Source organism: Neobacillus drentensis, assembly GCF_036962765.1.
Lineage (GTDB): Bacteria > Bacillota > Bacilli > Bacillales > Cytobacillaceae > Neobacillus > Neobacillus drentensis_C.
Map to the genome: position 1 here is coordinate 1 of NZ_JBALOS010000203.1, position 20,196 is coordinate 20,196.

Below are 20,196 nucleotides of genomic sequence, written 5' to 3' on the forward strand. Positions count from 1 at the left end.
CGCTCCAATCAACTTGGCTTTAAAATCAACAATGTCCTTTAACACAGCCTTTAAAAAAAGATGTCATCAAGAAACCCATACTTGTAACCCTGTTATTTCAGAATGACAGGCTGCCTTTTTTCTGCAGATTCATAGGCGGCTAATGCAACTTCAAGAGCCTTCAGGCCATCCGTACCAGAAATCGATGGTTCTTTCCCAGTTGAAACACTATTCAAAAAGTCATTGACCAACCCAAAATCCATGTTATCGCCCCAATAATTCCAATTCACACCATCCTTGGCATAAACATCTACCTTTTGTGCAAAAGCATCGACTTTAAGCGTCCCGTTGCTTCCAATAATTTCTAACGTTACGTCTCCCCAGGTTGGATACGTTTCGTTACGTGACCAGCTGCAATCCAGCGTGGAAAATACATCGTTTTCAAACTCAATGGTAAGGATGCCGCAGTCATCGATGGAATCAGAGGAGATGGCATGATCAATTTCTGCGTACACTTCCCTGGCCTCGGTACCCATAAACCATCTCATGATGTCGACAACATGGACGGTATGATCGATGACAGCTCCTCCTCCAGACTTAGCTGGATCAACAAACCATCCCCCAGGATTGGTACCGCGATTCGTTCCTTTAATGGCAAATATTTGCCCCAGTTCCCCATTTTCAATCATCTTTTTTGCCCGAATAATCGCAGAGTTAAAGCGAACTGGAAAGGCTGTTTGCAGAATAACCCGATTCTGCTCACAAACCTCGATCATTTCTTTTGCATCTTCCGCCCTAGTCGCTAATGGTTTTTCACAGAGGATATGTTTACCAGCCCTGGCCGCTGCCACTACATGTTCGTGGTGCTTGCTATTCTCCGACGTAATGATGACAGCATCCATATCCTGCTGCAGTAACTCTTCATACCGGCTGAAGTATTTCGTATGATACTTAGCCGCAGCGTCTGCACCACGACTTTCATCCTCATCCGCAATCCCCACCAATTGAACTCCATTGATCTTGCTTAATGCATCAGCGTATCCATGAGCATGTAAATGAGCGAAACTGATAATGCCTACCTTCATCGAATTTGGGCCTCCTCTTTTTGATTTTCATCCATGACAACCTCTCTGCCCGTTTCAACGGATTTGAGAGCAGATAGGGCAATTTCCATTGCTTTGTAGGCGTCCTCCGCTGATACTATTGGTTCTTTACCGGTTTCAATACAGCTAATAAAATGGTGTAATTCAATGAAATAAGGACTATCCTTTAACGGACTTTCCGGAACAGCCACCCCGCCGCCAACCGTACTATTGCTTCTGCTTTCAAACACAATGGGAACAGACTTTGAACTATCATGCTCAATAATTCCGGTTTCACCAGCAAATTCATATCTAGTTGTGAACCCTTGATGTGCCCATGTTCCTTCTACATGAGCGATAACGCCATTTTTAAAGCGTAACGTAACCAATGAATAATCCAATCGCTTCTTATTTCCTTCTTTTATACTTTTGGCATAGACGCGGTCGACTTCCCCAAAACACCATCTCAGGAAGTCAAAGTCGTGGATAATCATATCTAAAACTAACCCGCCGCTGCTTTCATAGTCAGCATACCAATCATCTGATCCGTACGGAAAACCTCCACCTCTTGATGTACGCACGACCGCTACGTTTCCGATCGTTCCTTCTTCGATAATATTTTTTGCACGTACATACTCAGGAAAGAATCGAACAACATGACCAACGAATAGTTTTACGTTTTTTTCCTGACAGTAGTCTATCATTTCTCTGGCATCCTTCAGGTTTCTGGCCAGCGGCTTTTCACAAATGATATGCATCCCTTGATCTGCGGCCTTTTTCAAAAAAGGTTTATGGAAGGGAGTTGGCAAACATATAGAAACGACATCGACTTTTTCTAATGCTTCAATGGCCTCTTCAAACGATTGAAATGCTCTTGTTTGTAATTTTCCGGCAAGCTCCTTCGCTTTTTCCAGGTTTTTATCCACGATACCGCCAAGAACGGCATTATCCATTTTTGTGAAGGCTTCACCATGCGTACTTCCCATGGTGCCAGCTCCAATTAACAGAACGTTTAACATTGTCTTCTCTCCCCTTTGTTTAATAAATTAGGAAACTTCTAAACGCTAGATAGGCTGGGCGGATCGGTCATGGCTATGGCTAAAAAACAAACCGGTAGCCCCGACTACGCAGGCGTAATTTCCAAGCTTTGATTTCTCGATGTTTACTTGTTCTACCATACTTGTAATCCCATGTTTTTGAACAGTTCTTCGTATCGATGGCAATAATAACTCTGATTCGTTCATCACACCACCGCCAAGAATCACTGCTTCCGTATTAAAAAGATGGATCAGATTGATAATTCCTAACCCAAGATATTCCCCAATTTCCTCCAGAAATCCGATTGAAAAGGAATCACCCATTTTCGCTGCTCGAAAAATATCTACGGCGGTCAGATTACTGTTTTTAGCGGAAAAGTAATGACTTTCAGCCCCATTTTCAAGACGTTCACGGGCTATTTTTGAAATCGCTGTTCCTGATGCGTAATTTTCTAAACAGCCTTTATTGCCGCATGGACAAGGGGGGCCGCTCAGATTTATGGAGATATGCCCAAATTCACCGGCGCTATCATGACCTCCTGTTAAAAGACTGTTGTTACTGATGATTCCCGCACCTATTCCTGTGCTGACGGTTATGTAAATAAGATTGCTCTTGCCTTTTCCGCCGCCCCACATCCATTCGCCTACTGCTGCCGCATTGGCATCATTATAGAGCTGTACAGGGAGACCCAGCTTCTTTTCTAGTAAATTTCCGATCGGAAAATTTGCTAGATTCAGGTTGCTGGCATAGATGATTTCTTTCTTCTTCGAATCGATAACTCCGGCTGTGGCGATGCCAATGCCTTTAATTCGCTTCATCTCAATCTCTGCTTCCTCCAGGAGGGCTAGAATGGCATCCATGATTTGATCACCAATAAGTTCATTTCCCCCCTTCGTGTCGCACTGTAATTTTGACACGACCTCTCCGTCCTTGGAGACTAATGCTGTAAGTATCTTGGTACCTCCAATATCTAGACCGATGGCTAACTCTTCCGTTCGCTTCACTGAAGTTCCTCCCTGCTCCTTAATCGAAACATTGATTCTTTCTACTTTCTTACACCGCTTAAAGAAATACCTGCGATGAGATGTTTCTGTAAAAAGATAAACAAAATAATCATCGGGATGGTAGATAACAAGGCTCCTGCCATAAGCAATGGGTAATTCGTTGAGTACTGTCCTTGGAAAGAAGCAATCCCGATTGACAGAACTCTCATATTTTCAGAGTTTGTCATAATTAACGGCCACAGAAAATCGTTCCATGATGCAAGTGCCGTAAAAATTCCGAGGGCGATCAGGGCAGGGGTAGCATTCGGGAGAAGGACCCTCCAATAAATTCCCCACCACGAACATCCATCGATAATTGCTGCCTCATCCAGTTCTTTCGGTATCCCCATAAAAAACTGCCTAAGCAAAAAGACTCCAAAGGCACTGAAAATTCCAGGCACAATTAAAGCATAAAAGGTGTCAATCCAGCCCAGCTTGGTCATAATCGCATAGTTCGGTATTAAAATAACTTGCGGAGGGACCATCAAAACAGACAGGATGACGATGAAAATCAGATTTTTAAACGGAAATTTCATACGTGCGAAGGCAAATGCGGCTAAGGAACAAAGGAATAACTGGGAAAGAGTTCGTCCAGTCGTAACGATCATGGTGTTTATATAGTACTTTAGAAAATCTACGCTTTCGAATACCTTTGTATAATTATCAAGATGCCATTCCTTCGGGATAATACTTGGTGGCACTTGCATGGATTCACCGTAGGATTTCAAAGATGTCGAAATCATCCACAAAAATGGCATCATCATGATAAGAGCCCCAATAATCAGCAAAACATGGCTTGTTAGTTTATTTTCTTTCAATTCATTCCACCCCCTGGCTACGCGTCATAATGAACCCATTTCTTTTGAAAAATGAATTGGATAATCGTGATGGCTAAAATCGCTATAAATAGCAGAAAGGCCTGGGCCGAGGCAACACCCATTTGTGAGTATTTAAAACCAGATTCATACACTCCAAATACGATCGTTCTTAATGGCTCCAATAAAGCATTGTTGTCACCAATCATAATGAAAATCAAATCAAACATCTGAAGAGAACTGATCATGGAAGTGATAAAAACAAAAAACAATGTTGGAGTAATCATCGGCAATGTAATGTTTAAGAATTGCCTCATCTTCGAGGCTCCATCTATCTGGGCTGCTTCGTAATAGGAGTGTGAAACTCCCTGCAGTCCTGCAAGCAGCAGAATGACATTATTGCCTACCGTCATCCATATATAGACAAGAATGACTGAAAACAAAGCAATATTTGGGTCGAACAGCCATGAGGGCTGAGGAAGATGGAATACACCTAAAAGATAGTTAATCAATCCATAATCCGTGTTATAAAGCCATTTCCAAACCATCCCAACCGCTACTGGCATCGTAACAACCGGCAAGAAGTACAATGTCCTGTAAAGCACCATTCCCTTAATCTTTTGGTTTAGCATAAGGGAAACCAAGGTAGCAATCACCACTGATAATGGTACGGACACAATCGTAAATACGATCGTATTGATGATTGAACGTTGAAAGGATGGATCCTGTAATAAAGACTGTATATTTTCGAGGCCAACAAATACCGGAGTGGTAATTCCATCCCAGTTTGAAAAGGATAAAACAAAGGATGCAATTGCAGGCAGCAGATAGAAAATGAGAAGTCCTAAAAAAGTCGGAGCAATGAATAATAACGCAGTTATGGCTTCTTTATTCATCTTTTTCTTTTTCCGCCTAACAACATCGATATGTGGTTTGTTCTTTTCAATAGTCGAAGAAAAGCTGCTCAAAATCATCTCTCCTTTCAATAGTCAAACAGACTGTAGCGCAGCCTGTTTGACTACTTAATTAGGCAATCTAGTTTATTTTGATTTCTCTTTGGCAAGAATTTCATTCATCTTTTTGGCTACATTATCCAATGCTTTATCGATCGGCTGCTGTCCTAAGAAGGCACCTTGAATTTCTTTCATCTCAACATCCTGCCACTCAGCAGTATTTTTGGAAATTGGATATGGAACTCCATATTCCTGGGCATCTAGGAACACTTTCAAATTTAAAGAAGGAATGGACTTAAGCCAAATATCACTGATGTCTTTTTCAGCAGGAATGGAAAATCCTGATTCAGCAATCACTTTTTCTCCCTCTTCACCCGATAAGGCTTTCATTAAATCCCAGGACAATTTATCATTTTGGGTTTTTGCATTCATCGCCCAGCCAATTCCGTGAACAATGGAAGCCGCTTTTTTACCTTTAGGAAGAGGAGCCACTCCTAAATGATCACCGAGTACCTCTTTAAATTCTCCTGCACTGACTGAAATCGCAGGAATCATGGCCACTTTCTCAGATAAAAACAGCTGCTTTCCTTCTGTCTCCATAACCGTTTTGGCAGAAGGTGAGATCCCCTTGTCAATGAGCCTCTTGATAAAGTGAAAGGCTTCTTTCGTTTCGGCTGAATCAAATCCAGACTTGCTCTTATCCTCGTTTATAATATAGCCTCCGGCTTGATGGATGAGATCATAATAAACAGATTGGCTCTGTTTGATATCGGCGGAATAACCGTAAATACCTTTTTTCTTATCGGAAAGCTTCTCGCCAACCTTTTCAATATCTTCCCAAGTCCATGTTTCATCTGGATAAGGGACACCAGCATCATCGAAAATCTTTTTGTTGTAATACAGCCCGACAGAATCAATAAAATAAGGTGCCGCATGGAGCTTTCCTTCATAACTATATAAATCAACAACGGCAGGGAAATAGTTATCCTTTTTATACACACTATCTTCCTTAATGTAAGGTTCCAAATCCTTAATAAAACCAGAAGAAGCATATTGATAAAAATTAGGCCCATTCATCCAGAAAACATCAGGCCCTTTTCCACCGCCAATGCTTGTTTTCAACTTCGTCCAATAATCCTCCCAAGGAGTGTAGGTTACATTGACTTTGATATCCGGATGCTGTTTTTTAAATGCTTCAATCGATTTATCTACAGCAGGACTGGCATTCTTATCCCATAAAGCCACTTCAATCGTCTTTTTTTCTTTACCGCTGCTCTGAGTGTTAGAGCAAGCAGACATGGCAACAACAGTAAGGATTAGCAGCAGGTGAACCAATAACCTCAACTTTTTCATCTTTATCCCCCTTAATAATCTTTTTTGTCTTCATGAAACTTATAAAAGATTGCAAAACCAAGCAGACGATAAATTTAGTTTAGTAGATTCTAGAAGCAATTTAGCCATTCCTGTTAAGAGACATATGTAGCAAGTTTAAACAGACCTTCTATCACCTCCTAAAAAGTGACTTTTGTTTGGTTATTAAATCGTAAATTGATATTTTTCCTGTAAAATAACGGCAGCTGCTCCCAGCATTTCAAAATCGGCTCCCAGGGAAGTAGGCTGAATGTTTACCTCTTCATTCAGAATGGGAAGAACATGCCTAGACACATAGTCTTTAATAGAATCTACAAAGATGCTATTTTCTTGGACGATTTCACCGCTAAGAATAATCACTTCGGGGTTTAGCAGGTGGATGATATTAATAATGCTTGTGGAAAGATGAGAAACCATTTCGTCCATAATATCAAGGCATAAACTGTCTCCTTCATTTATGGCTTTAACAAAAACAGATGGCGTGATCCGGTTGAAATCCTCTCCAACCAGATTCCTGATGACCGTTTCCTTCCCTCGGGTCATTAAAGCGGATACAATTTTCGAGTAAACGGCTGGCCAATTAATATAATTTTCCAAACACCCTTCGTTTCCACATTCGCATTTCGGACCACCCTTTACTATCGTGGTGTGGCCTAGTTCACCCGAGCTGCCTTTAAACCCGCGGATAATTTTTCCATTCACCATAATTCCCGATCCGACCCCATCACCAATTGTGATATAAACCAAATCTTTAAAATGACCGAATGAACCAAAGTAATTCTCCGCCAATACATAGGCATTCGTATCATTGTCTAAAAAGGTCGGCTGGCCAAATTGATTTTCGACTAACTGTTTTAAAGGAATGTCATAAAGTTTAAGTTTAGAATTATAAGAGATAATTCCTTTTGCTGCATCGACAATCCCAGGGGTGATAATCGAGATTCCTTCACACCCATCGAGATTTTCCTTCGACTCCAGGAACTGATGAATCATTTTTAAGGTAAGGCTGATGATTTCCTGACCTTGACTATAATTAGTGGGATGAATCTCCTTTCTTAAAATGCGGCCTTCCAAATTCATCTCAGCTATTTTAATAAATGAATTCGTAATCGAAACTCCAATGACATACCTGGTATTAGGATCGAACCTAAGTAAAACCGGCTTCCTGCCTCCACTGGAAGTGCCAATACCGTCTTCTCGTACAACCCCTTCATTAATTAGTTCGTGAACGGCGGAAGTCACTGTCGTGGGGCTTATGTTAATTAACTTTGCGATATCACTTCTGGAAATAGGACCTTGTTTTCGAATGGTATCGAGAATAATAGACCTATTCAGTTCTTGCATGAGTTTCAAGTCGCCTGTCCTACGCATCTTTCAAACACCTCTTACTCCATTAGACTTACTTTTTGCAGTGACTTTATAAAGTTTGTAAATATTTTTGTATATTCACACGTATTTTTGCTGAAATTATAAATTTTATGGTTTCTTTTTCCAACCTCTTTATTAAGTATATTAAATTGAGCATCTAAAATTGTAAACACTTACATTCAGAAAATATTAAATTTTCTAAAAAACAGGTAAAAACTCACAGACCATTCAAAATGGACGTCTTCTTATTAAAGAATGGCGCCGGATTATTGAAGATCAAATATATTAAAGAGTTTATAAAGCTAATCTGCGCATATTAACTAGAGCCCCTCATTTAGGAAAAATCAGACTGCAAACTCTCACAGAGGTGCCACGGAACACAAATTAGGGAAAAACACTTAGAATATTCCTTGACAGGAATATTCCTTTTCAAGTATATTGAATTCATGAAAACAACTTTGAATGCTCTTGCTGAACCCAACCGTCTTCACATAGTCGAACTCTTGCGTGACGGTCCTCTCACAGTAGGGGAAATTGCCGATCGACTTGGGCTCAACCAGCCGCAAGCTTCCAAACATCTTCGCGTACTTAATAATGCCGGGCTCGTCGAGGTGCAAGCGATGGCCAATCGCCGAATCTACAAACTGAGAGCTGAGCCGTTCAAAGAGCTTGATGCATGGTTGGAGTCTTACCGCCACATCTGGAACGAGAGATTAGATCGCTTAGACGATTACCTGCAGGTCCTCCAATGTAAGGAAGTGAAGAATGACGACAAACAGTAGTCCTGTCGGAAAGTATCATCAATCTGATAAAGGAGGAACTAAAATGCTAGAAAGTAATGCAACTAATAACACCGTTACGTCCATAGAGGGACGGGAACTCGTGGTCTCCCGTATCTTTGATGCGCCACGTGAGCTTGTATATAAGACTTGGACGGATCCCGAACATCTGCCCCACTGGTGGGGACCAAAAGGTTTTACGATTACAGTACAAGAAATTGACGTGAAGCCAGGTGGTGTATGGCGTTACGTTATGCACGGTCCCGATGGTGTAGATTATGACAATTACATTGAATACATCGAGGTTGTGAGCCCCGAAAAGCTCGTTTATTCCCATGGCGGTGGAGACGACGAACCATTTCATGTGACTGTGATGTTCGAAGATGAAGGAAATAAAACTGCACTCAACATGCGGACACGCTTCAAGTCTGCAGAAGAATTGGATAAGGTGGTCAAGCAGTACGGGGCCATTGAAGGGGCAAAATCCACACTTGATCGTCTTGAGGAACAATTGGCAAAGATTTAATAAACAAAACCTTATCGAAGGAGGAACTAAAATGCTAAATGAAAATCTAACTAACTCTGCTACCATGAATCCTGAAAAAAGTGAATTGGTGATCACGCGAACCTTCAATGCACCACGAGAGCTAGTGTTCAAGGTTTGGACCGAGCCTGAGCATCTTAAGCACTGGTGGGGACCAAAAGGCTTCGCGTTAGATATAAATAAGTTCGAACTCCGCCCAGATGGGATCTTCCACTACAGAATGCGATCCGAAGACGGCCACGAAATGTGGGGCAAGTTTATTTATCGCGAAATCATCTCTCCAGAGAAGCTCGTCTTTATCAATTCGTTTTCTGATGAAGAGGGCAATACAGTTCGTGCACCTTTTAGCCCAATCTGGCCGCTGGAAATATTAAATACACTAACTCTTTCAGAAAATGAAGGCAAAACCACCATCACCCTTCGAGGTGGTCCAATCAATGCATCTGAAGAAGAACGCAAGAGATTTGTGGAAGAGTTTGAATCCATGAAGCAAGGCTTTGGCGGAACCTTTGATCAGCTTCACGATTACTTGGCTATGGCGTGAGGAATTGGATATTTGCTGCCCTGTGTTGTAAAGAATAAGCACCGATAATCGGTGTTTTTTCTTTTGGGTGAGAGTTGGGAGCGATTTATGACATTTTCTACAGCCCCATTATATTCCACAATACCCTCAAACCCCTTACGTTCCTCAGTATCAGCGCTATTGGGGATCACACAACTATTGGCATGGAATATCCATGTCATTTTTTCAGAATTCCCATAATTGTAAGTGGAATTTAGCTGTTCAATTCAACTATCTTGCCCTTTAGTCGAAAAGAAGCAGTTTGATATAGGAAGTTTCCTCCGAATGAGATCCTGGATGTGCCAATGTATAGGTAAATGGGGATTAATCGGACTACAAATGCCAGTTCCTGTTGAAAAAAATAGGTATCCAACTAGTCCACATAATCAAAAGTTCACATAGACTACTGATGTGACAAGACAAATTCATATGGAGGTCATTTAATGATGAATAGACAAAGTGGATTTGGTGGTTTTCCATCTAATGTAATGCCAAATCAAATAGCTCCTATACAACCGATGCCAGCACCATACATTCCACAACAAGGATGTCCGCAATACTGCCCGCCCCAAGTGTTTCCTGCTCAATATGATCCACCGTTAGTTTCACCAGGACAACAATATGTTAAGACAAATATATTTAATAAAGTAGTAACGCATCTACATCCTTCTCACACGACTACAGTCAACAAGCAAATGATTAATCATCAACACTATTTCCCACATACCGAATCCGTTGTAAATGAATGCTGTGAAACACATACGATGTGCGGTATGCCACATAATCCTTGTTGTCCTCCCGGGCCATTTGGATTCTAGTCCTCCCCTTTAGGGGGGATTTTTTCTTATACGAAAAACAACCATTCATGCGAAAACAGCCTTAGTTATGGAGGTTGGGATTCCGCCGATTTGGACATGAATTCCGCCAAACTGTGGAGTGATTCCGCCCAATTAGATGCGGATTCCGCCAAACTTGGATGTAATTCCGCCAACTTTACCTACTTTTCCGCCAAACCCCTTTTAAGTTACATCATTTCTTGAACGATCAAATAAAAAGAGCCTCGTGACTGAGGCTCTTGGTAGAATTTATTGAAGTGATAATAAAGTCATTTGCTGACCCCTTTTTCCTTCAAGTGTGAGAGTTACGTTTTCCCCACGATGATTCAATACTTCTTTTAGCAAGCCGCCTGATGCTTTGGCAACATTGCTGCTACCGGTAGAGGTTGTAAAACGAAACGTTCCTTTTGGGTCAACCGTTTGTATTTGAGCTGCCACTATTAATTGATTAGTAGTTGCCGATACAGTTGTGGCAGGGATATTAATTTTTTGTCCAATTGTTAACTTGGATGAGTCCACTGTTGGATTCAGTTTCTGAATGGATGCCACTGAGATATTTAAGGTTTTGCCGATTTTTGCAAACGTGTCACCGGGTTTAATCACGTACACGGTTGAACTTGGATTTGTTGTTGCTGGTTTATTGGTCGTTAAATAGGTTTTATTAACAAACGCTACTTTGCCGTTAAAATGAATCTGTGCCCAACCATTCATTGATGATTTTACAGACACCATATCGTTTAATTTTACCGAACCGAGGACCGCACTACTCGTGGAGGCACCCTCTCGAACTCGGAGCGAATCGGCTGTTACATACATTGTTTTGAGTTGAGTTACAGCTGGTTTAGTCATTTCACCAGGTGTGGTAAGATAATCGGCACTCACAAAACAAACTCTTCCTTTTATGAGAATGCCGGCCCAGCCGTTTTCTACGAATGAAACCTTCACAACATCCCCTTTCTGATAGGTGCCAATGATACTGCTTTTCGTGTTAGGTTGGGACCGAACATTTAGTGTGGTGGCGGTAACGTTTCTGTTATGTACTTTTGGTAAAAGAATTTTTTTACCGTTAATGGACGTGATCCCGTTCGCTTCTAATATTTCTTGTGCGGTTATTCCATGTTCTGCGGCGATGTTCTCGATTTTTTCGCCATTTTTCACCTGATATGTATATTCCTGAATAAAAGCTGCATTGGAAGTGCTTGCAAAAAAGCTAAGGACAACGGTAAAGATGCCCGTTACGACAAGTCTTTTTACCGGGCTTTTTTGAATCCATTGGTTAATTTGTGCCACATATGTATTCCAATCGGCACGAATATCTTTTAAGAATCCTTTGACATCTAATACATTTCGAATATCAAAAAAATGGGTGTTCTTTTCATATTCGCGTTTTTCCATCCTTGAAGTGAATTCTGGGTGCTTGTGTTTTCCGTGCGTTTCTTTCCTGCTTTGTGTTAATTCGCCATTTACAAATAACTCTTTCGTCATGTTCACTGGTTCTCCTATTCACTCATTGAGGTAAATTTCCGTCGTTGGATTTACGGGTATGGGATTATGGGTGTCATGAAATGCGGCCCATGACATATTACCCCCCTCTGTATTGTTCGACAATTCCCAACATTTTCTGTCGCAAACATGATTGTTTTTTTGAAAAAGTATTAATTCGACGGTTACTCCCCGCGTTTTCATTGATATATTTTCGAAATTTGTGTCATACATTACTGTGATGAGAACTTATCTTTGGAAAAACCAAACAGGAATCAAGCCGTTATAAAGGAGCGGAACGATGATGCTCTCTAAATTTGTAGATGAACTGCCGATTCCTCCGATTTTAAAACCTCAATGGAAGGATTCGGTCTATACGTATTATGAAGTCAAGATGACGGAATTTAAGCAATCCCTCCATCGTGACTTGAATGAGACAACCGTGTGGGGGTACGAAGGCAGCTACCCGGGGCCAACGATAGAGGTGGAAAGCGGCGAAAAAGTGTTTATCAAGTGGATGAACGATCTGCCCGACAAACATCTCTTGCCTGTCGACTATACGGTACACGGTGCCCATAAAGATGTCCAGGAAGTTCGAACGGTCGTCCATGTCCATGGTGCTTGTGTCGAATGGGAAAGCGATGGCTACCCGGAGGCTTGGTTTACAAAGGGATTCGAAAAGGTGGGTCCTTTTTTTAAAAAGCAAGTCTATCAATATGATAATTGCGATCGAGCATCCACCCTTTGGTATCATGACCATACCCTTGGGATCACACGACTTAATGTGTATGCTGGATTGGCCGGGTTCTATCTGATCAGAGATCCACTGGAGCGGTCATTTAATTTACCAAGTGGGAAATATGACGTCCCGCTTGTCATTCAAGACAAGACTTTCAATCAAGATGGTTCGCTTTATTACCCGAAGCAGCCCCAAAAACCTGTCCCAGAATTGGAAACGTCCATCGTTCCTGAATTTTTTGGCGACACCATCTTGGTGAATGGCAAAGTGTACCCCTACTTAAATGTAGAACCCCGTAAATATCGATTTCGGCTCCTCAACGCAGCGAATAGTCGTTTTTTTCGGATCAAGCTTGATTCGGGACAACGGATGTATCTAATTGCGACGGAACGAGGATTGATGCAGCAGCCGCTTGGTGTCAACGAAATCATGTTATCACCTGCAGAACGGGCCGATGTGATCATTGATTTTACCAATCTTGAGGGGAAACATATTATCATGACAAACGATGCTCCTGCGCCATTTCCAAGTGGTGATCCAGTCAATGAACATACGGGCACCGTGATGCAGTTTAGAGTGACACGGCCCCTGGCGAATGTCGATACGAGTGTGATTCCAGCGTATATGATGCCTTACCCGTTGATGAATGAACAATCCGCTTCCAAGTCACGAAACCTCACTTTTACTGACAATATGGATCGATATGGTCGGCCCTTGATGTTATTGGATAACAAGCAGTGGGATGACCCGATCACTGAAAATCCGAAATTGGGCTCCACTGAAATATGGTATCTGATCAATTTGTCTCCGGATTCCCACCCTATCCATATTCATTTAATTGATTTCCAAGTCATAGACCGGCGGAATTTCGATGTTGACAGATATAACAAGGAGAAATCCATCCATTACACAGGTCCGCCACTTCCTCCCGAACCACAAGAACGCGGCTGGAAGGATACGGTCCGCGCTGACCCCAACCAGGTCACTCGAATTATTATGAAGTTTGGCCCTTTTACAGGTTTGTATGTCTGGCACTGTCATATGCTCGAGCACGAGGATTATGAGATGATGAGACCGTTTATTGTTATTCGGTAAGGAATTGACCAATGGGGATTTAATGGAGGCTGCCAAATCATTAACGGGTTTGGTTTTGAAGCACAAAATCTCCATTAGCAATAACAACGCTCAGTGCTTAGCCCTGAGCGTTTTTTCCATCGGCTTATTCCCTATCGCTGCCATAACTGTAATGGGACCATCTGAATTAGGAAGTTACAACAATTCTGCCTAGAAGCATCCAGTTAAAATAAGGGGATATTGCACCGTACCTCCATAATCTGCAACTGGATTTATTAACAAATAATTGTAAAAAAAAGTAAAATTTATTATATAATGTTAGTAATTCGTTTGTGGAGTATGGAGGTGTTATCATGATTTGGATATATATATTTACCCCTGTCATTATATTGGCTGGAATTGCTGTTTATTTTGATAAAAAATATGGGTCGACTCCCCCTACTGAAGGTCAACTCACAGAGAAGTTAAGGGAATATCCACCAGAAAATAACAATAGTAATGGTGGTATTTTGTGAAGTGAAGAATTGTATGAAAAGTAAGATTGAGCTGCCCTATTGGGCGGCTTTTTTGTTCTTCAAGGAAGGGTCCGATCAAATCTTTATTGACTAAAAGGGCGAATTTATAAAGGCATTCCCCTAGATATTTGCATAAGGATATAAAGAATGGAGTGAAATACAGTGAGTGCTCAAACGGAAGATAAAAAGGCAACCAAGGAAAATAGTAATTCTGACAATAAGGAATTGTTGTTACAACTTGAAAAACAAGTCTCCGTTGCAGTCTGGATTCAATTTATTGGTCAAATACTGGAGACATATTATTTATCTAAGATTATGTTGATTGATGAGGAAGTCAGATCGGATGCCAATGAAAGGCAGATATTATTGGGAGCATGGATTCAAACCATGGGGCAGTTTTTTGAAGGAATTGGTGTTACAGGACAGGTGCTAACCGATGACGATGCGCTCACATTGGAAGCACAAGAAATCACCAATTTAGGAGATTGGTTACAATCATTAGGGACTGTATTAGAAGCAAACGCAGGTACGCAAATCATTATGGAGGAAAAAAAGAAATTGATACCGACAGAGTACATCCCATAAAAGTTATTTATAGGATGTTGGAATTTTGTATTAAAACTACATCGAAAAAAGGAACGGATTATATATGCAATTACAAATGGATCAATTTAATGAAAATGATGTAAGACGGATATTTCATTTCCACCACCCTTTTCACTATGGGAGCCCACTTTTCGGTGCCCCTTTCTTAGGCGGGGTTATGGGTGGAATGTATGGCAGCCCATTTTTATCTCCATATGGTTACGGTTACCATCATTATGGATATGGTTATCCTTACTATTAGCTTGTTATTTTTCTTATTGCCGGAGTTTGCGAATGAGGAAGGTTTAATACTTTTATAAAAATATAGTTGATTTTCGATAAAAAAGAGGAGACTTACTCGGAGTCGCCTCTTTTTCTGCTATTCAAATGATTGGGCTGTCTCAATTAAAAGATAAATATTTTTTATCGGTGCGCCTTTTTGAGTTGTCCACTCCAATGGAATTGAATCAGCTAGTTCCTCGCCCAGGAGGTCCGCTATTAAATAGGTTCCTATCGGAAGCGTGCAGCTCCATATCATCAAACCGCCAAGCCGTTTTTCTATGAATCTCATATCCTTCCTCCTACTCTGAGGTCTATTTTCTATCATACATTTTTACCTGTTTTTTCGGTTCTTTCAGAATTGATAGAGGCAGGCTTAGTTGCAAAATTTACGGAGAAACAGTGTATACGAGAGTGATAGTTTGGCGATACTGATGACAGAACGAATTTCGAGGGGGTTTTGAGGGTGAAGGAGAATAAGTTGTTATTATCGGAGTTTGTGAATGAGGAAGGTTTTGAGCTTAATAGCTATCTTACGAGTTTATTTGAATATATTTCTAGTCTATCAGATACAGAAGTTACGAAGATGGAGCCAACCCCTTAGATCTGAGGGGGCGGCTCTTTTTTTGTATTTATGCTACAGTGTTGGGGCCAGATGATCGGTCATTCAGATTAAAAGGAAGGTAATTATCTAAATGTACGGTTGGACTGCTCCTTTATGAATTGCGGAATGGTTTTTATATTCGCTGATTGAATAGGGAAACTCGCTGATACGGAGCCTATATTCGCTGATAGACGATGGGTTGAGGTATTTTTGAGATTGCTGCTCTCTTATGGAGTGTGGATTCCGCCTAATTGGACGTGGATTCCGCGAAAAAACTGTGGAGTAATTCCGCCGATTTGGATGCGGATCCCGCCGATTTGGATGCGGATCCCGCCGAACTGTGGCATGATTCCGCCAACTTTGACTACTTTTCCGCCAAACACTTTTTAAATTACCATTTTTTATGTTTAAGAGAATGATAGTTTGGTAATAATGATGGTAAGTACATATTCAAGGGGGTTATAAGGATGAAGGAAGATACATTGTTATTGTCGGAGTTTGCTAATGAGGAAGGTTTTGAGCTTAACGGCTATCTTACGCACTTGTTTGAATATTGTTCTACTCTATCAAAAAATGATGCCACAAAGTTTGAGCCAACCCCATGATGTGAGGGCTGGCTCTTTTTTTAGTTTGGGATAATATTATGCCCCGTTTTAGTTATTTTTTCTCACTTTTGAAAGCCACTGCTGTACGAGAACTTTCACTCATACCGGTTCTGGTTACGGTAAGATAGACTTTTCCAGCCTTCTTCCCTAGCTGCTTAATCGATATGGTTGTGCTTGAACTGGATGCTTTCTTAGTGGCGAGTAGTTTTCCTTTGCTGCTGGCGTTGTAGATTTTAATGGTATCTCCTTTTTTCAATCCGGTAACTTTGACAGTATCGCTTTTGCTTTTATTATTGGTCAGCTTCACTTGGCCTGATTTTAAGGCCGGGGATTTCTCTTTGAATAGAGCAACTTTGTATATGGTACGATTTTTGGAGACTAACACGTACCCTTTTGGATGAACCGCAGTTTGGAATGAGTAGAAATTTTGGGTTGATGAATACTTGATTTTCCCGCTCTTGCTGTCAAGAAGGTAGATGCGTAGCTTTCCTGTGTTAGTGTCCCAATTCATCTCATTGTTTAAAACATATAGGCCTTGACTACTAGAAACAACAGATCCAGTAACCTTTGTTTTCCAGTTCACTTTCCCCTTTGTGATCGATAATGTATAGCTGTCATTAGAAAGAATGACGGTTCCTCCAGCCGTCACATGGCCAATCCCGATGCCTTCTTTACCTTTATAGCTCCAAAGCTTTTTCCCGCTTTTGCTTGTAACTACTAACGAATTACTATTGTAATCAATCCCGTAGCTATTTTCGGATTTGTCGAGAAATGCCGCATAAGTGCTTGTCTCTTTTTCTGAAAGGATTTTTCCAGTTTTGGAAATCGTATATTTCCACGCGCCTTCATCGTTATTTGTATGGATCACGATATTTTGTTTGCTATCAAAAGTGCTTGTTGAACCAAATGCATCTCCTTTTAGTTTGACGCTCCATTTCTTTTTTCCTTTTGAGGAAACAGCATAAAACGTACTTTCGGAATAAGGCCCGATATAGTCGGTATGGTTCCCGGACCCAAAGTAGACCGTTCCATCCGTCCCGATTAATGGTCTAGCCGGCCCGCCATTCTCAAGCTTAAATTGCCAATTTAACTTCCCCTTCGAATTGAGTGAGGCTAAATACACACCATTTTGGTTGCTAAATCCGTTATTTTCAACACCTATGTAAAAATTCCCCTTTGCGTCCATGGCTTGCTCGCCTCGACCACCGACTACTAAATAGTGGTCCTTTGGAAAGTCATATGACCACAAACGCTTGCCTTCTGAGGATAAAGCATTAATTTTCCCTGTTTCATATTGGAGCTGATAAACATTTCCATTGGCACCCGTGTACAAAGAAGTAAAGCAATCGGTACACGTCCCATCCTGATAGAACTTGGTGGTGGTGCTTGCATTTGCTTGCAACGATGGTAAAACCAACATAATTAATGCTAAAACAAATAAACTACCAAACCATTTACCTATAAATCTCATTTTAATCCCCCTGTGCCTATAGCTTTTATCCTAGAAAAATATAACCTATTTTTACCAAAATTTCCACTATATTTATGATGATTGAACGTCAATTTGTCCTGTTAAAGAAATCTATCTTACTTGTATTCAATATTTTCGATTTTTCGAAGGGGTTTTGGTGTCAGGCACCATGTGATTTTTTCACACAGTGTCAGGCACCATTATGAGTTCATTTTTCAAAAAGGTGCTTTTTTGGGTATAATAGAGGAATATGGATTTTTCTAAAAAATTTGTTTGGGGTTGTAAAGGGGGTTGTGGCTTTGGAGTCGACACCTTTGAGTGAGAAGATTGAGCTTTTTGGGGATCAGGTGCGGGAATTGCTGCACCCAACAGTGACGGAGGATGCTCGGCTGGTTCAGAAGGGTTTAATGTTGTACCGGCAAGGGCTGGTGAAGCAGCTACAGGTATGGAATGAGAAAATTACAGCGACGGTTCAGGACGTGACGCCGTGTTATGTGACGCTGGAATTTGAATATTTGTCGTTGAGTAAGTGTTCGTGTCCAGGTGAGGGGTTTTGCCGACATCAGATGGCGGTTTTTTTTAGTGCGTATTCTCGAGTTGGCAGTGTGGCTGATTGGGTGACCGAGTGGCGTGAGCCGATGAAGGAGAAGACGGCTTTCTCGAACTGGGGAATGAAGACGGCGAAGGATTTGATTAAGGCGAATGGGGTCTCGAAGCCGGATTATGGGCGCTGGGTTCATTCGTTTGAGGTGAGTTTTGATACGCTGCTGGCGACGAAGAAGTACACGAGTGCGTATGTGATTCCGGAGTTGTTTGGGATTTATGAGCGCCGGATTCATGCGAGTGCGCCGGTGGAGCAGGAATGGCGCTTGCTGTATGAGCTGGTCGGAATTGTCGTGTCGTTTCAGAAGTTGGCGCGCTTGAGTGATCAGTTAGGTCATGATGAGGATACGGTGAAGCGGGCTTATTTGCATTTGTTCCATAATTTAATGGATGATGCCGAGGATCTCTCGATAAAGATTGGCGTGCAATCGCTGCCGTTTGATTTTGATGAGTTTGTTGATAAATTGCGGGCTGACACGTTTGAGATCCTGAACTGTACGCAGGGCTTGCAGTATGAGCGGTTTTTCTTGTACCGGCTGTTGTGGATTCATTTTTTCAAAAAGAAGGCATGGCGTGAAGAAGAGTTGGTGAAGATCCAGGCGCGGCTGAAGGAGCTCCAGGATTGGGAGAGCCCTGCGGCGCTCTTGCTTGCTGGGATTCATTTGAATTTCTTGCTTGGGAATGATGAGGCGGCGTTGAAGTTGGTCGGGCCGTTTAGTGATGAGGAGATTACGCCGTATTTGGTGTTTTGGATTGATTATTTGTCGGGACTGAAGGCGTGGAAGCGAGTCGGCCCGGTAATTGAGTTATTTTTGCAAAAAGTGAAGGAGTATTTGGAGCAGCTCGGTGGTTATCATTCTTGTGCGACGTTTGTCCGGAATGCGCTGCGGTCGGTAGCACCCTATTGTGCGGAGAGTGAACGGGTCGATTTGTATGAGCGGGCGCTGCTTGTGATGCTGCCGTACAGCTTCGGGGATTATGAGTTTGTGTTGTTTGAGCGGAAGCAGTATGACCGCTGGGGTGAGCTCCAGGCGTTTGTCGGCTTGGATTATTATGAGTTGCCGAAGGACCGGTTGAAGCAGATTGAGAAGGAGCGGCCTGAGGTGCTGCTCGGGATGCTGCATCAAACGGCGCAAAAGGAGATTGATCAGAAGAACCGGGCCAGTTACCGGATGGCGGTGCGGCATTTAAAGAAGCTGCGGACGCTGTATAAGAAGTTGAAACGGGTTGATGATTGGGAGTATTACTTAGACACGTTGCTAGAGCGGACGAAGCGGCTCCGGGCATTTCATGAAGAGTGTAAGCGGAGTAAGTTGATTGAGGGATAGCAATAGGTACGAGTTCTGCGCTGTTTTAGGTTTTTGGTGCGGGGCTCGTGCTTTTTTTGAATCCACCACATTCAATTCCAGCACTAATTAGAATAACTTCAAGCCTCACCCTCCTCTAACTACATATTTTTGGGTATAATAATGGAATATGGATTTTTATGGACTTTTTGATGATTAATAATTTGGTGTCAGGCACCGTCCGTGGACACTACAAGGCACTTTGTACGCGCGGAGTGGACACCCAACCGTTTTTATGGATTTTCCCTTTGTTTTTTTAGGGTTTATGGGTTGTTTGTTTTGTGGGTTTTTGTTTTGTTCATTTTTTGATAGGTTTTGTGCAACTTTATTGAGGTTTTGTACGATTTTTCAGGGGTTTTGTGCAATTTTTTATAGGTTTTGTGCAATTTTTACGGGGTTTTGTGCAATTAGACATTATTTGGAAAACAACTGACTAGTATATATCCTAATGATGTTCTCTCCCCCACTTAAAGGGTTTTGTACATTTAGACATTATTAGAAAATCGACAGGCTAGTCTATGGC

The 20,196-nt window shown here is 41.7% G+C and carries 22 protein-coding genes; 11 read left to right on the forward strand and 11 right to left on the reverse strand.

Going from position 1 to position 20,196, the window contains the following annotated elements; translation table 11 throughout:
- Nucleotides 1-92 precede the first annotated feature (92 nt).
- The 7 genes from V7137_RS22720 to V7137_RS22750 all read right to left on the reverse strand — a co-directional run bounded on the left by V7137_RS22720 (nucleotide 93) and on the right by V7137_RS22750 (nucleotide 7,652).
- On the reverse strand, nucleotides 93-1,064 hold the full coding sequence (locus V7137_RS22720; RefSeq protein ID WP_335700183.1) for a Gfo/Idh/MocA family protein: 972 nt from the start codon (nucleotides 1,062-1,064) through the stop codon (nucleotides 93-95).
- On the reverse strand, nucleotides 1,061-2,080 hold the full coding sequence (locus tag V7137_RS22725; RefSeq protein WP_335700184.1) for a Gfo/Idh/MocA family protein: 1,020 nt from the start codon (nucleotides 2,078-2,080) through the stop codon (nucleotides 1,061-1,063). The genes V7137_RS22720 and V7137_RS22725 overlap by 4 nt, the downstream gene beginning before the upstream one ends.
- Nucleotides 2,081-2,125: 45 nt before the next feature.
- Complete coding sequence (locus V7137_RS22730) at nucleotides 2,126-3,103, reverse strand: ROK family protein (protein ID WP_335700185.1); 978 nt, start codon at nucleotides 3,101-3,103, stop codon at nucleotides 2,126-2,128.
- Between the two features lie 41 nt (nucleotides 3,104-3,144).
- The gene (locus V7137_RS22735; protein ID WP_335700209.1) at nucleotides 3,145-3,906 is read right to left on the reverse strand and encodes a carbohydrate ABC transporter permease; all 762 of its coding nucleotides are present in this window, start codon (nucleotides 3,904-3,906) and stop codon (nucleotides 3,145-3,147) included.
- Nucleotides 3,907-3,977: 71 nt separating this feature from the next.
- Nucleotides 3,978-4,925, reverse strand: coding sequence for a carbohydrate ABC transporter permease (locus V7137_RS22740; protein WP_335700186.1), 948 nt, complete (start codon nucleotides 4,923-4,925; stop codon nucleotides 3,978-3,980).
- A 72-nt stretch (nucleotides 4,926-4,997) separates the two neighbouring features.
- Nucleotides 4,998-6,263, reverse strand: a complete 1,266-nt coding sequence (locus tag V7137_RS22745) for an ABC transporter substrate-binding protein (RefSeq protein ID WP_335700187.1) — start codon at nucleotides 6,261-6,263, stop codon at nucleotides 4,998-5,000.
- A 183-nt stretch (nucleotides 6,264-6,446) separates the two neighbouring features.
- The gene (locus V7137_RS22750) at nucleotides 6,447-7,652 is read right to left on the reverse strand and encodes an ROK family transcriptional regulator (protein WP_335700188.1); all 1,206 of its coding nucleotides are present in this window, start codon (nucleotides 7,650-7,652) and stop codon (nucleotides 6,447-6,449) included.
- Between the two features lie 443 nt (nucleotides 7,653-8,095).
- Between V7137_RS22750 and V7137_RS22755 the strand changes: the two genes are divergently transcribed.
- From V7137_RS22755 to V7137_RS22770, 4 genes are all read left to right on the forward strand, one after another.
- Nucleotides 8,096-8,431, forward strand: a complete 336-nt coding sequence (locus V7137_RS22755) for an ArsR/SmtB family transcription factor (protein ID WP_335700189.1) — start codon at nucleotides 8,096-8,098, stop codon at nucleotides 8,429-8,431.
- Nucleotides 8,415-8,954 (forward strand): SRPBCC family protein, encoded by a 540-nt coding sequence (locus tag V7137_RS22760; RefSeq protein WP_335700190.1) that lies wholly within the window; start codon nucleotides 8,415-8,417, stop codon nucleotides 8,952-8,954. The genes V7137_RS22755 and V7137_RS22760 overlap by 17 nt, the downstream gene beginning before the upstream one ends.
- 31 nt (nucleotides 8,955-8,985) lie before the next feature.
- The gene (locus V7137_RS22765) at nucleotides 8,986-9,516 is read left to right on the forward strand and encodes an SRPBCC family protein (protein WP_335700191.1); all 531 of its coding nucleotides are present in this window, start codon (nucleotides 8,986-8,988) and stop codon (nucleotides 9,514-9,516) included.
- 461 nt (nucleotides 9,517-9,977) lie between these two features.
- Nucleotides 9,978-10,352 carry a CotD family spore coat protein gene (locus V7137_RS22770; RefSeq protein WP_420490165.1) on the forward strand — a complete coding sequence of 125 codons (375 nt, stop codon included), beginning with the start codon at nucleotides 9,978-9,980 and terminating at the stop codon, nucleotides 10,350-10,352.
- Nucleotides 10,353-10,619: 267 nt separating this feature from the next.
- Here the strand turns inward: V7137_RS22770 and V7137_RS22775 are convergent, their stop codons facing one another.
- Nucleotides 10,620-11,855 carry an SH3 domain-containing protein gene (locus V7137_RS22775; RefSeq protein WP_335700192.1) on the reverse strand — a complete coding sequence of 412 codons (1,236 nt, stop codon included), beginning with the start codon at nucleotides 11,853-11,855 and terminating at the stop codon, nucleotides 10,620-10,622.
- 298 nt (nucleotides 11,856-12,153) lie between these two features.
- On the opposite strand from V7137_RS22775, the gene V7137_RS22780 reads away from it, so the two are divergent.
- From V7137_RS22780 to V7137_RS22795, 4 genes are all read left to right on the forward strand, one after another.
- Complete coding sequence (locus tag V7137_RS22780) at nucleotides 12,154-13,686, forward strand: multicopper oxidase family protein (protein WP_335700193.1); 1,533 nt, start codon at nucleotides 12,154-12,156, stop codon at nucleotides 13,684-13,686.
- Between the two features lie 332 nt (nucleotides 13,687-14,018).
- On the forward strand, nucleotides 14,019-14,180 hold the full coding sequence (locus tag V7137_RS22785) for a hypothetical protein (RefSeq protein WP_335700194.1): 162 nt from the start codon (nucleotides 14,019-14,021) through the stop codon (nucleotides 14,178-14,180).
- Nucleotides 14,181-14,342: 162 nt separating this feature from the next.
- Nucleotides 14,343-14,765, forward strand: a complete 423-nt coding sequence (locus tag V7137_RS22790) for a hypothetical protein (RefSeq protein ID WP_335700195.1) — start codon at nucleotides 14,343-14,345, stop codon at nucleotides 14,763-14,765.
- A gap of 64 nt (nucleotides 14,766-14,829) precedes the next feature.
- Nucleotides 14,830-15,027 carry a hypothetical protein gene (locus V7137_RS22795; protein WP_335700196.1) on the forward strand — a complete coding sequence of 66 codons (198 nt, stop codon included), beginning with the start codon at nucleotides 14,830-14,832 and terminating at the stop codon, nucleotides 15,025-15,027.
- A gap of 117 nt (nucleotides 15,028-15,144) precedes the next feature.
- Here V7137_RS22795 and V7137_RS22800 read toward each other — a convergent pair whose 3' ends face one another.
- Entirely contained in the window at nucleotides 15,145-15,336 is a 192-nt protein-coding gene (locus V7137_RS22800) for a hypothetical protein (protein WP_335700197.1), read from the reverse strand.
- Nucleotides 15,337-15,510: 174 nt separating this feature from the next.
- Between V7137_RS22800 and V7137_RS22805 the strand changes: the two genes are divergently transcribed.
- Nucleotides 15,511-15,648, forward strand: a complete 138-nt coding sequence (locus V7137_RS22805; RefSeq protein ID WP_335700198.1) for a hypothetical protein — start codon at nucleotides 15,511-15,513, stop codon at nucleotides 15,646-15,648.
- A 227-nt stretch (nucleotides 15,649-15,875) separates the two neighbouring features.
- Here V7137_RS22805 and V7137_RS22810 read toward each other — a convergent pair whose 3' ends face one another.
- Nucleotides 15,876-16,031, reverse strand: a complete 156-nt coding sequence (locus V7137_RS22810) for a hypothetical protein (RefSeq protein WP_335700199.1) — start codon at nucleotides 16,029-16,031, stop codon at nucleotides 15,876-15,878.
- Between the two features lie 84 nt (nucleotides 16,032-16,115).
- Between V7137_RS22810 and V7137_RS22815 the strand changes: the two genes are divergently transcribed.
- Complete coding sequence (locus V7137_RS22815; RefSeq protein ID WP_335700200.1) at nucleotides 16,116-16,253, forward strand: hypothetical protein; 138 nt, start codon at nucleotides 16,116-16,118, stop codon at nucleotides 16,251-16,253.
- Between the two features lie 52 nt (nucleotides 16,254-16,305).
- On the opposite strand, the gene V7137_RS22820 is transcribed toward V7137_RS22815, so the two are convergent.
- Entirely contained in the window at nucleotides 16,306-17,724 is a 1,419-nt protein-coding gene (locus V7137_RS22820; RefSeq protein WP_335700201.1) for an outer membrane protein assembly factor BamB family protein, read from the reverse strand.
- 299 nt (nucleotides 17,725-18,023) lie between these two features.
- On the opposite strand from V7137_RS22820, the gene V7137_RS22825 reads away from it, so the two are divergent.
- Entirely contained in the window at nucleotides 18,024-19,655 is a 1,632-nt protein-coding gene (locus tag V7137_RS22825; protein WP_335700202.1) for an SWIM zinc finger family protein, read from the forward strand.
- Nucleotides 19,656-20,196: the final 541 nt, after the last annotated feature.

Excerpts from the sequence above, each read along its gene's own strand:
- V7137_RS22820 (WP_335700201.1), bottom strand. The coding sequence starts at position 17,724 with ATGAGATTTATAGGTAAATGGTTTGGTAGTTTATTTGTTTTAGCATTA.
- V7137_RS22815 (WP_335700200.1), top strand. The coding sequence starts at position 16,116 with ATGAAGGAAGATACATTGTTATTGTCGGAGTTTGCTAATGAGGAAGGT.
- V7137_RS22775 (WP_335700192.1), bottom strand. The coding sequence starts at position 11,855 with ATGACGAAAGAGTTATTTGTAAATGGCGAATTAACACAAAGCAGGAAA.
- V7137_RS22750 (WP_335700188.1), bottom strand. The coding sequence starts at position 7,652 with ATGCGTAGGACAGGCGACTTGAAACTCATGCAAGAACTGAATAGGTCT.
- V7137_RS22760 (WP_335700190.1), top strand. The coding sequence starts at position 8,415 with ATGACGACAAACAGTAGTCCTGTCGGAAAGTATCATCAATCTGATAAA.
- V7137_RS22755 (WP_335700189.1), top strand. The coding sequence starts at position 8,096 with ATGAAAACAACTTTGAATGCTCTTGCTGAACCCAACCGTCTTCACATA.
- V7137_RS22725 (WP_335700184.1), bottom strand. The coding sequence starts at position 2,080 with ATGTTAAACGTTCTGTTAATTGGAGCTGGCACCATGGGAAGTACGCAT.
- V7137_RS22785 (WP_335700194.1), top strand. The coding sequence starts at position 14,019 with ATGATTTGGATATATATATTTACCCCTGTCATTATATTGGCTGGAATT.
- V7137_RS22795 (WP_335700196.1), top strand. The coding sequence starts at position 14,830 with ATGCAATTACAAATGGATCAATTTAATGAAAATGATGTAAGACGGATA.
- V7137_RS22765 (WP_335700191.1), top strand. The coding sequence starts at position 8,986 with ATGCTAAATGAAAATCTAACTAACTCTGCTACCATGAATCCTGAAAAA.
- V7137_RS22745 (WP_335700187.1), bottom strand. The coding sequence starts at position 6,263 with ATGAAAAAGTTGAGGTTATTGGTTCACCTGCTGCTAATCCTTACTGTT.
- V7137_RS22780 (WP_335700193.1), top strand. The coding sequence starts at position 12,154 with ATGATGCTCTCTAAATTTGTAGATGAACTGCCGATTCCTCCGATTTTA.
- V7137_RS22800 (WP_335700197.1), bottom strand. The coding sequence starts at position 15,336 with ATGAGATTCATAGAAAAACGGCTTGGCGGTTTGATGATATGGAGCTGC.
- V7137_RS22770 (WP_420490165.1), top strand. The coding sequence starts at position 9,978 with ATGATGAATAGACAAAGTGGATTTGGTGGTTTTCCATCTAATGTAATG.
- V7137_RS22720 (WP_335700183.1), bottom strand. The coding sequence starts at position 1,064 with ATGAAGGTAGGCATTATCAGTTTCGCTCATTTACATGCTCATGGATAC.
- V7137_RS22735 (WP_335700209.1), bottom strand. The coding sequence starts at position 3,906 with ATGATGATGCCATTTTTGTGGATGATTTCGACATCTTTGAAATCCTAC.